Source organism: Ramlibacter sp. (genome assembly GCF_035706265.1).
Classification (GTDB): Bacteria; Pseudomonadota; Gammaproteobacteria; order Burkholderiales; family Burkholderiaceae_C; genus Ramlibacter.
Genome location: NZ_DASSVG010000476.1, coordinates 1 through 11,042, shown reverse-complemented (window position 1 = coordinate 11,042; position 11,042 = coordinate 1). Strand labels below are relative to the sequence as shown.

Annotated in this window: 11 protein-coding genes and 1 pseudogene; 3 read left to right on the top strand and 9 right to left on the bottom strand. The window is 73.9% G+C overall.

The window, feature by feature from the left end:
* The 4 genes and pseudogenes from VFM98_RS17105 to VFM98_RS17090 all read right to left on the bottom strand — a co-directional run.
* Positions 1 to 359, bottom strand: a pseudogene (locus VFM98_RS17105) (formylmethanofuran--tetrahydromethanopterin N-formyltransferase); the annotation flags it as partial.
* On the bottom strand, positions 359 to 1,987 hold the full coding sequence (locus tag VFM98_RS17100; RefSeq protein WP_325111103.1) for a formylmethanofuran dehydrogenase subunit A: 1,629 nt from the start codon (positions 1,985 to 1,987) through the stop codon (positions 359 to 361). The gene VFM98_RS17100 and the pseudogene VFM98_RS17105, both read right to left, overlap by 1 nt.
* Positions 1,984 to 3,219 carry a formylmethanofuran dehydrogenase gene (locus VFM98_RS17095; RefSeq protein WP_325111102.1) on the bottom strand — a complete coding sequence of 412 codons (1,236 nt, stop codon included), beginning with the start codon at positions 3,217 to 3,219 and terminating at the stop codon, positions 1,984 to 1,986. Before VFM98_RS17095 ends, VFM98_RS17100 begins: the two co-directional genes overlap by 4 nt.
* Before the next feature lie 172 nt (positions 3,220 to 3,391).
* A complete protein-coding gene (locus tag VFM98_RS17090) occupies positions 3,392 to 4,114 on the bottom strand; it encodes a HisA/HisF-related TIM barrel protein (RefSeq protein WP_325111101.1) in 723 nt (240 codons plus the stop codon).
* Between VFM98_RS17090 and VFM98_RS17085 the strand changes: the two genes are divergently transcribed.
* From VFM98_RS17085 to VFM98_RS17075, 3 genes are read left to right on the top strand one after another with little or no spacing between them, the layout of a single operon-like run.
* Positions 4,113 to 5,099: an ATP-grasp domain-containing protein gene (locus VFM98_RS17085; protein ID WP_325111100.1), complete on the top strand. Its 987-nt coding sequence runs from the start codon at positions 4,113 to 4,115 to the stop codon at positions 5,097 to 5,099. The genes VFM98_RS17090 and VFM98_RS17085 overlap by 2 nt on opposite strands.
* Entirely contained in the window at positions 5,086 to 6,147 is a 1,062-nt protein-coding gene (locus VFM98_RS17080) for a hydantoinase/oxoprolinase family protein (protein WP_325111099.1), read from the top strand. The genes VFM98_RS17085 and VFM98_RS17080 overlap by 14 nt, the downstream gene beginning before the upstream one ends.
* Before the next feature lie 3 nt (positions 6,148 to 6,150).
* Positions 6,151 to 6,825, top strand: a complete 675-nt coding sequence (locus VFM98_RS17075) for an aspartate kinase (RefSeq protein WP_325111098.1) — start codon at positions 6,151 to 6,153, stop codon at positions 6,823 to 6,825.
* Here the strand turns inward: VFM98_RS17075 and VFM98_RS17070 are convergent.
* The 5 genes from VFM98_RS17070 to VFM98_RS17050 form a co-directional block, all read right to left on the bottom strand.
* Positions 6,772 to 7,491, bottom strand: coding sequence for a (5-formylfuran-3-yl)methyl phosphate synthase (locus tag VFM98_RS17070; RefSeq protein ID WP_325111097.1), 720 nt, complete (start codon positions 7,489 to 7,491; stop codon positions 6,772 to 6,774). The genes VFM98_RS17075 and VFM98_RS17070 overlap by 54 nt on opposite strands.
* On the bottom strand, positions 7,488 to 8,075 hold the full coding sequence (locus tag VFM98_RS17065; RefSeq protein ID WP_325111096.1) for a DUF447 domain-containing protein: 588 nt from the start codon (positions 8,073 to 8,075) through the stop codon (positions 7,488 to 7,490). Before VFM98_RS17065 ends, VFM98_RS17070 begins: the two co-directional genes overlap by 4 nt.
* A gap of 10 nt (positions 8,076 to 8,085) precedes the next feature.
* Positions 8,086 to 9,489 (bottom strand): DUF6513 domain-containing protein, encoded by a 1,404-nt coding sequence (locus VFM98_RS17060; RefSeq protein ID WP_325111095.1) that lies wholly within the window; start codon positions 9,487 to 9,489, stop codon positions 8,086 to 8,088.
* The gene (locus VFM98_RS17055; RefSeq protein WP_325111104.1) at positions 9,468 to 10,037 is read right to left on the bottom strand and encodes a flavoprotein; all 570 of its coding nucleotides are present in this window, start codon (positions 10,035 to 10,037) and stop codon (positions 9,468 to 9,470) included. The genes VFM98_RS17060 and VFM98_RS17055 overlap by 22 nt, the downstream gene beginning before the upstream one ends.
* Positions 10,034 to 11,042: sigma-54-dependent Fis family transcriptional regulator (locus VFM98_RS17050; RefSeq protein WP_325111094.1), on the bottom strand; the 1,009-nt coding region annotated here is incomplete at its 5' end. The genes VFM98_RS17050 and VFM98_RS17055, both read right to left, overlap by 4 nt.

The window sequence follows — 11,042 nt, the reverse complement described above, 5'->3', positions numbered from 1 at the left end:
AGGTTGCGCCCCAGCGGCACCGGCTCGCCTTCCTGCAGGCCGGCGAAGACGGCCGTGGTGGGACAGGTCATCACGCACTGGCCGACGCGCCGCTCCACCTGCTTGGCGAGTTCCTTGCCGGAGACGGCGAACAGCAGGATGCCGACGCCGGGGCGGCCGTCGGGCGTTTCGGCCGGCGCGAGTTCGCGCTCGATGCCGGCCTCGCAGCCGCAGGCGATCACCGAGGTGGCCATGCCGGTGGCGCTGGTGGCGGCATGCAGGGCCCAGGTGCGTTCGTGGGCCGTGATCACGATGCGCGTGGCCTTCATCGGGAAGGCTTCCGCGAAGCTGTCGTCGATGGCGACGCCGTTGAGGCGCATCACACGCTCCGCGGCGCACAGGCCGAAGGCAGCAGCCGGCCGCCGTTGCAGCAGGCGCAGAGCTCGTCGTGGCCGATCACGGCGTAGCGCTTGTGCACGCCCAGCGGCCGGTCGGTGGAGTCGTCCAGCAGGCGCTGCACGCCCGCGTCGAACACCGGCTCGGCGAAGTGCGTCGCGCCCACCGGCGTGGCGACCACCCGGCCCTCGCGCACCACCGCTTCGCCGTCCTTGAACACCCAGGCGGCGCGGGAAAACATGGCCTCGGCATCGCCCTGCTCACGGTACACCGCGACGTCGGCCGCTGCGCCGGGGCCCAGGTGGCCGCGGTCGCGCAGGCCGAGCAGGCGCGCCGGTGCCGCGCGGGTCATGATCGCGATCTCGGAGAGCGTCAGCTCGCGCGCGATGTGCTTCAGCGCCGACTCGGCTGCCACTTCGGGGTGCAGGCGCGCCAGCTGCTCGTCGCGGAAGGGCTTGTCCATCAGCAGCCGCATCAGGTGCGGGTAGCTCGTGAAGGGCGCGCCGTTGGGGTGGTCGGTGGTGAGCACGACGCGCCACGGGTCGCGCACCTGCAGGAACAGCTCCAGCCCGATGCTCCACTGCAGCGCGTTGACGTAGCTCTGCTCGCGGTAACGGAAGGGCAGCACGCCGCAGCCCGAATCGCATTCGATGTCGCCCAGGATGCCCTTGCGCGGATGCGCGAGTTCGGCGTTCGCGTGCTGGCGCATGGTGTCGCCGGAGGCGGTGACGGTCTGCCCGAACAGCACCTGGCCGATGTCGATCGAGCAGTTCGGGTGGGCATCGAGCGCCTCGGCGAGCGCCAGTGCGGCGGACGAGAACTTGCGCGGCCCTTCGGCGCCGTAGCAGTGGAACTGCACGTGGGTCAGGTGCCCCGGCAGGCCTTCCAGGGCCTCCATCGTCGCCAGCGTCGACGCGATGTTGCCGGCCGCGCCGAGATTGCTCGCGTGGATGTGCAGCGGATGCGCGAGCCCGAGCTCGTGGACTGCGCGCGCCAGCGCCGTGACCACCTGCCGCGGCGTCACCTGCCAGTGCACGTGCGGCTCGTCGACATCCAGCCGGCGCTGGTTGAACTTGAAGGCGGAGATGCCGGCCGGGTTGACCACCTTCACGCCCAGCGCCTTGGTCGCATGCACGACCCAGCCCACGTAGTCGCGCAGGCGCTGCGGCTCGCAGCCCCTGGCCAGCAGCTCGAGGAACAGCTCGTCGTTGCCCAGCATCACGTAGGCGCCGTGGTCGACGATGGGCACGTCACCCATCTCCATGTGCGCGTGGCGCGCGTTGCTCGCTGCCATCGCCGGCTCGAACACCGAGGTGTAGCCCATCTCGGCGTAGCGCAGTCCGGTGGCGAGCGTGCCGGGCGCGCAGACGCGGCATTCTTGCTGCGGCAGCAGCAGGCGGGCGAGGTTCACCTTGCCGCCGCCGATGTGGCTGTGCAGGTCGATGCCGCCGGCCAGCACGATGCAGCCGCTGGCGTCGATCTCCTCGTCCACCGGCTCGCGCGGATCGAGCGCCACGATGCGGCCGTCGCGCATCGCCACGTCGCGCACTTCGCCGTCGACGCCGTTGGCCGGATCGAAGACCCGTCCGCCGCGCAGGCGCCGTGTGGTCATGCGGACACCTCGAGCTTTTCGAGCAGGCGTGCCGCGATGCGGTCCACCCCGGGCAACCCGTCGTCGCGCGCGGCCACCAGCGGCACCACCACGCCGTCGGTGCGGAACAGGTGGCCGGCCGCATTGAGCCCCGGCGTGGCCACGGGCAGGAACACGCAGTGTTCGGCGGCCTCGGCCTGGCGCAGCCGCGGCCCCATGGCGGGCGGGCCCAGCACGATGCGCGGCAGCTTGGTCGGCGGCGGCAGGCGGTCGGGGGCGAAGCTCCAGACCCACAGCAGGCCATCCACGGCGTGGTCGTCCAGCAGGCGCGGGCCGGCGAAGCGCAGGGGGTCGTGCTCCGCGCCCGCGCCCGTCGCGCGCGTGCGCAGCGGCAGGCCGGAGAGCCAGGTGAAGACCTGCTGCACGGCATAGGCGCCGTCGCTGCCGCCGAGCGCGAAGCTGCCCGCGCGGGTGCTGGCGTTGAGGGTGGCGACGATGAGGTTCAGCAGTTCGACCGCGAGCGCGCCGTGCGCGGGCAGCGTGGCGGCTTCCCAGACCAGGACCGCATAGCGCGCCTCGCGCAGGGCGGTGGCGAGCGCGGCGAGTTCGGGATCCCTGCGTCCGCCGGGCGCCTTGCCGAGGCAGGCGGCCAGCTGCTGCAGGTCGGCCAGCAACTCGCCGGTGCCGGCGATGCACTGCACCGGGACGCCCTCCGGCACCCGCGCCGGCGCCTCCCCGCCGAAGAACACCAAGCGCCGGCAAGGCGTGTCGGCGCGGTCCAGCCCGCAGCGGCGGAAGAACTCCGGATAGTGCGCGACGGCTTGCGTCCCCACGCAGACCATGAGATCGGCACGGGCGCGGATCTCGGCGAGCGTCGTGTACCACTGCCCTCGGTCCTGCAGGGCGCGCAGGCCGTGCATCAGCGCCTCGCCGTCCGCGTGGTCGTAGAGCGCGCCGGTGCGCGCGGCGAGCCGGTACAGCGCGCGGGCGCCGGCCATGTCGGTGCCCAGGCCCGCCAGCAGGGGCTGGCGCCACTGGGCGAGCCGGCGCGCCGCTTCGGCAAGCGCCTCCTCAAAGGTCGCAACGCTGCCGTCGATCCAGGCGGCCGGCGCTTCGCGCTGGGCGTGCGCCGCCAGCCCGGCCCGGGCCCGGGGGCAGTCGGTGCCGTGCAGGACCAGCGCCTGCGGCCCGCGCTCCAGCGCGAAGCCGTCGCACAGCAGCGAGCAGAAGGGGCAGGTCCAGTCAGGCTCCACGCTGCGTCGTCCGCAATCCGTGTGCCAAGGACCTGCGGCCGGGCAGGGCGCGGGCAAAGCGCACTCTGCCCTGCCGGAGTGGAACACTGTGTGACGCGCTGCACCACGGCGACAGCGCCGCGCGCCGTGGCACGCTTCCTGATTCGCCCGCGCCATGGCCGGGCATTCGGGATCAGGAGAGCTGCAGGCTGCCGTCGTGCAAGGCGCTCGCCACCAGCCAGGCGGCGGCGCCGCTGGCGGCCGCGGCGCACAGGTCCGCCGCGTCGCGCACCCCGCCGGCGCCGATCCAGGTGCGGTCCGGCGCCAGCGCCCGCAGGCGCGCGAAGGTGACCAGGTCGGGGCCGGTGCCGGCGCCCACGCGGTCGAGCGTCATCACGATCACCGTGCCCGGCCACGCTTCGGGGCGCTGCCAGGCGCCGGCCGGATCGAGCGGGCGTTCCAGCCGCGAATCGAGCGAGAGGATCGCGTCGGGATCGCGGGCCAGTTCCTCCAGCGCTGCGGCGCCCGCAAGCGACTCGCTGCCGTAGACCGGGCGGATGCGCGCCGCGACAGGCCCGAGCGCGGCGCGCAGCACGCGCACGTCGCCCGGCCCGGCGAAGCCGGCGTCGACCCAGAGGCACAGGTCGGGTTGCGCCTGCAGCAGGTCCGCCAGCGCGTCGAGTTGCACGGCGCCGCCCTGGATCGCATCGAGGTCGGCCACGTACAGCACGGGCCGGGCCCCGGGCGGGGGCGGGGCGGCGCGGCGCAGGCCGCGCGCCACCGCACGCGGGGCGCTGCCGTCGGCCAGCCGCGAGACGATGGGGCGGTAGGCGTGGCGCTCGCCGCGCACGCCGCGCACCACCTGGCCGCCCATGAGGTCCAGCACCGGAATCACCTGCAGATCGGGAGAAGGCATGCGTCGCATCTTCGTGTATGAGCCCCTGAGCGCCGGCGATCCGCAAACCACGCAGGGCCTGGGCCCTGGCAGCCCGGCGCACCAGGAGATGCTCGCGGCCGGCCGCGGGATGCGGGACGCCGTCGCGGACGACCTCGCCCGCAGCGCCGGGCTCGCCGTCACCGTCGCGGTGCGCGAGCAAGAGGCAGGCCATGCGATGTGGCGTGCGGTGGTGCAGGCGCCGGACGAAGACGCCGTGGCTTTCGTGCGGCGCCAGGCCTCGCTGCACGACCTGTGCTGGGTGATCGCGCCCGAATCGGAGGGCCTGCTGCTGCGCCTGCACGCGGCCGTGGGCGAGGCGCGCTGGATCGGCTGCAGCGCGGCGGCGATCCGCGTCGCCGCCAGCAAGCGCGCAACCTGTATCGCGCTGGACGCCGCCGGCATCGCGACGCCGCTGCGCTTCGCGCCGGGCCATCGCGGCGCCTGGATCGTCAAGCCCGACGACGGCGCCGGCAGCCTGGAGACGCGCCACCATGCCGGCCGCACTGCAGCGGAAGCCGACGCGCGGGCGCGCCGCCGCGCCGGCCAGTCCTGTGTCGTGGAACCGTACATCGAAGGCGCGGCGCTCTCGGTGGCCATGATCGTCGGTCCAAATCTTGCACGGCCGCTCGCAGTGAACCGGCAGCGGATCGCCATCGATGCCCGAGGCTGGCTGCATGACCTGGGCGTGCAGCCGGCGGCGATCGATCCCGCGGATGGGCGGGTGCCCGCCCTGCATGCGCTGGCGGCGCGGGTCGCCTCCGCCATCCCGGGCCTGCGGGACTATGTCGGCATCGACCTGGTGTGGAACGAAAGGGAAGGACCGGTGGTCATCGAAGTCAATCCGCGCGTGACCTGCGCATACGTGGGCCTCTCGGCACTCCTGCGGCGCAACCTCGCGCAGGAGATCCTGGCGCTGCATGCGCCCGCCGGGCCGGCGGAGGTGGCGGCCGATGTCCCGGCGTGAAGCCACGCTGGGCTGGGACATCGGTGGGGCCCACCTGAAGGGCTGCCTGCTGGAGGGGAGCACGCTGCGCGATATCGCCCAGTGGCCCTGCCCCCTCTGGCAAGGCATGGAGCAGCTCGATGCGGCGCTGGCCCAGGCCCGCTCGCGCTGGTCCGGCGCCTGGGCGGCCGGGCTGCGGCACGCCGCCACCATGACCGGCGAGATGGTCGACCTGTTCGAGGACCGCGCCCAGGGCGTGGCGCGCATTGCCGACCGGCTGGCGCAGTCGCTCGGCCCGACGCTGCGCCTGTTCGATGCCGAGGGCGACTGGCGCGGGCCGGCCGAGGTGGGCGAACACTGGGACGGCATCGCCTCGGCCAACTGGTGCGCGACGGCGCGCGTGCTCGCGGCGCGGGTGGACGACGCCATGCTGGTGGACATCGGCAGCACCACCACCGACCTGATCCCGATCCGCGCCGGCCGCGTCGCCGCGCATGGCGCCACCGATGCCGAGCGCCTGCTCACGGGCGAGCTGGTGTACCAGGGCGTGGTCCGCACGCCCTTGTGCGCGCTGGGCCCGCGGGTGGCCTGCGACGGCCGCAGCATCAACGTGATGAACGAGTTCTTCGCCACCACGGCGGACGTCTACCGCCTCACCGGCGAACTCGCTCCGGCGCACGACCAGGCGGCCACCGCCGACGGCCGCGGCAAGGACCTGGCGGCCACCCGCCAGCGGCTCGCCCGCATGATCGGGCTCGACGCGGCGGCTGCCAGCGAGGCGCAATGGCTGGCCCTGGCGGAATGGTGGAAAGAGGCGCAGCTGCGCGAGATCGCCGGCCAGCTGGCGCGGGTGACGGAAGAATCCGGGCTGCCCGCGGACGCACCGGTGATCGGCGCCGGCTGCGGCGCCTTCCTCGCCGCGCAGGTGGCGCAGCGCTGCGGCCGCCGCTTCCTGCGCTATGCCGAGGTCGCCCTGCCCTCGCCCACCCACGACGCGGCGCTGGCCGCCTGGGCCGACGTCTGCGCGCCGGCGGTGTCCGTGGCCCTGCTCGCCTGCGCCCGGGGATGAGCGATGTGGATCGTCAAGCTCGGTGGCAGTCTCGCGCATGACCCGCGGGTCGTGCTGTGGCTCGCCATGCTGGCGGAGCTGGGCGGCGGCCGCGTGACGGTGGTGCCAGGCGGCGGCGTGTTCGCCGAGGCGGTGCGGGTCTCGCAGCGGCACTGGCACTTCGCCGACCTGCCCGCGCACAACATGGCCGTGCTGGCGATGGCGCAGACCGCGCACCTGTTCCACGCGCTCGAGCCGCGCCTGACGCTGGCCGCCGACGAGGCCGGCATCCGCCGCGCCCTGCACGCCGGCCAGCCGGCCTTGTGGCTGCCCTTCGGCGCGCTGCGCGACGCGCCCGACCTGCTGACCACCTGGGACGTGACGAGCGACAGCATGGCGCTGTGGCTCGCGCGCACGCTCAATGCCGAACGGCTGGTGCTGGTGAAGGCCTGCAAGGTGCCGGCGGGCTGCACGTTCGGCGAGCTGGCCGCGCTGGGCGTGCTCGACGCCCGTTTCGACGACTGGTCGCGCGACGCGCCCTTCCCGATCGAAGTGCTGGACTGCGACGCGCTGGAACACGTGCGCGACGCGCTCCTGGGCCGCTCGGCCTTCCGGCCGCCGGTGGCGCTGGCCCGCGTGCTCGCCTCAGGCGGCGGCAGCCAGCGGAGCCCGCGTCCCCGCCGCAAGCCGGCGGCGTAGCAGCCGCACCCGGCGCGGATCGAGCGCCGCGCTGCGTTCGCCGCGCGTCACGGCGCCGCGAAATCCCGCGAAGTCCGGCGCCAGCGCCCGCAGCGCCGACGCATCGTCGGCCCTCAGCGAGCCGGCGAGCCCCGCCAGCGCGCCGCCCGCGTGCACCTTCTCGACGAATCCGGCCAGCACCGGCAGCGGCAGCCGCTGCAGCAGGCTGCCACGCCCCTTCTGCGCCGTGTCCAGCATCAGCGCCGGGAAGGCCGCACGCGCCAGCGCATAGGAGACGAGTGCCGGGTCCACGCCGGCATCGGCCACCAGCACCGGCACCACCTTCGCCGGGCAGGCCGCGAGCGCATCGAGCAGTGCGCGGCTGGCCGCCGGCGCGGCGGGCCACAGGCCCACCTTGACATAGTCGACCCCACAGGCGGCGACGCGGCGCACCCGGCGCAGGATCTCGGCCTGCTCGTGCGCCGGCAGGTCGCCCACCGTGGCGCTGATGCGCACGCCGCGCCAGCCCGCCCGCAGCACGGCGACGATTTGAGCGATGCGCTCGGGCGGCAGCGCGCCGAGCGCGCCGTCGGCCGGCTCCTTCAGGTCGATGAAATCGGCGCCCGCCTCGGCGGCCTCGAGCGCCTCTCCGGCGTTACGCACGCTCACCAGCAGCCGCACCGTCATGCCGCCTCCGGCGCCAGCGCGCGGTGCAGCGCCACCGCTTCCTGCAGCCAGCCCCAGGCCTCCAGTTCCTCGGGCCCGGCGGTCTTGGCGATCGCGATGCGCAGGTAGCCGAGCTCGGTCTCGACCTTCTCGCGCGGCAGCAGGTGCAACCGGCTCACCAGCACGGCGCCCTCGATCACGGCGGCCTGGGCGCGGTTGAAGCCGGCGAAGAAGGAGTGCTGCGCCTCGTGCATGCGCACCAGCCGCAGCACGGGCCGTTGGGCGTCGTCCTGCACCTCCGCCAGTTGCAGCAGGACATGCGAATGGGCGCAGGCCAGGCGCACGGCCACCGTGCCATCCGGCGCGTTCACCGGCACCGTGGGCCAGCTGCGCCGGCCCGTGACGCAGCCGGCGAACACCCGCACGTCGGTCAGCACGTTGAGCACCGCCCTGCGGGTGGAGAGGATGTTGTCCAGCGTGTGCGAGGGCCGGAAGGGCTTGAGCACCACCGCGCCCTCCGCGTAGCGCACCCCCATGGGCGCGATGTGGACCGCGCCCTCGGGCGAGCAGGTCGTGACCACCGTTTCGAAGATGCGTTCGCTCATGCGAGTCCCCTCATGGCTGCCCCTTGTTGGTCATCGTGGTGCCGGGCGCCTTCCAGCGTTGCAGGTCTTCCGGCGCGCGTTCGACGGCGCAGCCCCAGTCCAGGGGCTGGTCCTGCACGTAGCGCTTGCCGAGCTGCCAGGCGATCTGGGCCCGCGCCGTCTCCACCCCGAGGTAGAAGGCGTGGCCGGCATCGTGGTCCAGCCGCAGGCGCGGCCAGAGCGCGAAGGGATCCTGCGCGACGTGCAGCCCCTCGCGGTTGTAGACGTGCACGCCCTGCTGCGACACCTGCACCCGGAAGTTGGGATCGCGCACCTGGCGCGCCAGGGCCTCGATCTCCTCCGGTGCGTCCGGAAACGGGCTCTTCGCGTGCACCGTCATGAGCTGGTCGCTCAGGCCCTTGGGCAGCAGCTGCTGCGAGACGGCCGCGTGCATGATGCGGCGCGCCCAGTCGGCCTCGCGCACGGCGCGCCGCGCATGCGGGCTGACCTGGGTGGTGAGGATGGCAGTGGCGCCCAGTTCGGCGGCGATGCCCATCATCACCGCGTTGATGCCGCTCGTGTCCGCCTCGACCAGCTCGGTCAGGTTGCCCACGCCCATCAGGATGGCAACCTGCGGGAAGCGCTCGCGCAGCCGCTGGTAGCGCACCAGCGAGGCGAGCAGGCCGTAGGGGATCGGGTCGAGGATGGCGTCGGCGAGGAAGGGCCGGCCGCTCGCCTGCATGCGTTCCACCGCCTGCCACAGCGAGCCCTCGTCGGCGGGATGGCGGCCGATCACGATCGGGACGGACGCCACTTCGTCGGCGATCCAGAGCGTGTCCAGCGTCAGGCTGAGGAGGTAGTCCGCCCCGGCCCGGCCGCCGCGCAGCAGCTCCTGCGGGTCCTGCGAATCGACGCTGACGCGAAAGCCCTGCGCCTTCAGCGCCCGCACGCTGTCTTCAAGGTGCGGGAAGGGCGTGTCCGGCAGGCCGCCGAGGTCGATCACGTCGGCGCCGTCGGCAGCGAAGGCGCGCGCCCGATCGACGATCGCCTCCACCGGCAGGTGCGGAGCATCGACGATCTCGGCGAAAATCCGGATCGCGTACGCGTCGAGGTCCACCGGCCGGGCCTGGCGGCGGAAGAACTGCGGCAGGTCCTTCAGCTCCTCGGGCCCGCGCTGCACCGGCACGCCGAAATGCGCCGACAGCGCGGCGACGTCGCCGCGGCAGCGGCCCGGCAGCAGGATGCGGTCGGCGGCCACGGGCGCGGCGACGCGCCGCTGCACCATCTCCGCCGTCATGAGGGCGGCGACCTGCAGGCCGATCTCGCGCACCTCCCAGCTGAAGGGCGCCTCCGCCTCGGGCGGCGCGATCTGCGCCAGCACGCGGTTCAGTGCCGGCTCGGCGAGCCGCCCGGTCAGGAAGACGATGTGTTCCATGCGAGGGACAGCGCCCGCAGGCGGGCGTCGAGGGCGGCTTCGAGCTCCGCCACCGAGCAGGCGACGCTGCAGTGGTCGATGGCGCGCAGCCGCTCCAGGTTCTCGAACTCGATGCGGCGCGGGCGCAGCACCACCCAGTCGTGCGGCGCGCGCGTCACCACCACCGGCTCGGTGTCGCAGGCGAAGACGAAGCTCGGGATGCCCAGCTTGCCGGCCTGCGCGAACATGTTGGTCGGCAGGGTGTCGCTGATGCCCAGCGCGCACTTGGCCACCGTGTTGCTGGTGGCCGGCGCCACCACCAGCGTGTGGTAGTGCTCCTCGTAGAGCGTGCCCACCGGCACCGAGCTCGCGCTCTTGTCGCGGAAGATGCGGAAGCGCTCGCGCAGCGACTCCAGCCGGATGCCGTACATCGGCAGCACTTCCTCCGCGGCGGCGGAGAGGAACAGGTCCACCTGCGGCAGGCGCCCGGCCAGCGCGATCGATTCCAGCAGGAAGTGGCCGGAGCCGGTCAGCCCCCAGGCGAAGCGGCCGGCCGCGGCGCCGCTCAGCCGCTGTGCGTCACCGGGATGAGCAGCTTGTGCATCCGGCGGTACAGAGTGTTGCGGCTCACGCCCAGCGACTTGGCCACGTGGCTCACGTTCCAGCGCTGCGCCTCCAGCAGGGCCAGCAGCGACTGGCGCTCCTTGGCCAGCTGCGGCGACAGCGGCGCAGCCGGCTCCGGCGGTGCGGCGCTGGCCGGCGCCTGCACCGGCAGCACGCCCAGCGACGGGAAGTGCTCCAGGCCCAGCGGGGCCCCGGCCGCCAACGCCACGGCGCTGCGCAGCACGTGGTGCAGTTGTCGCAGGTTCCCAGGCCATGGATGACGCAACAGCAAGTCCCAGGCCGCGGACGTGACCGCCGCGTCGGCGCGGCCCTCCGCCACCAGCAGGTTGCGGATGATCTCCGCGCGGTCGGTGCGCTCGCGCAGCGGCGGCAGTTGCAGCTCGATGCCTGCCAGCCGGTAGTAGAGATCCTCGCGGAAGCTGCCCTCGGCCACCATCTCGGCGAGGTTGCGGTGGCTCGCGCTGATCAGCTGGAAATCCACCGGCCGCACTTCATCGGTACCGAGCGGCGTGACCATGCGCTCGTCCAGCACCCGCAGCAGGCGGGCCTGCAGCGGCAGCGGCATGTCGCCGATCTCGTCCAGGAACAGCGTGCCGCCGTCGGACTGCAGGATCTTGCCGCGCCGGCCGCCCTTCTCCGCCCCGGTGAAGGCCCCGGCGCGGTAGCCGAACAGCTCGGCCTCGATCAGCGTCTCCGGCAGGCTGGCGCAGTTGATCGCGACGAAGGGCCCGTCGGCGCGGTTGCCCCCGGCATGCACGGCGCGCGCGAACACCTCCTTGCCGGCGCCCGTCTCCGCGCGCAGCAGCAGCGGCGTGCCGCCCGCTATGACGCGCCGGGCGGTGGCCAGGTGGGCCACCAGCCGCGGATCGCCGAAGGTGGCGGCGGGCAGCACCGGGCCGGCCGGCATGCGGTTGGCGCGCGCCGGCGGCACGAGCGCCGGCGTGCCCGGG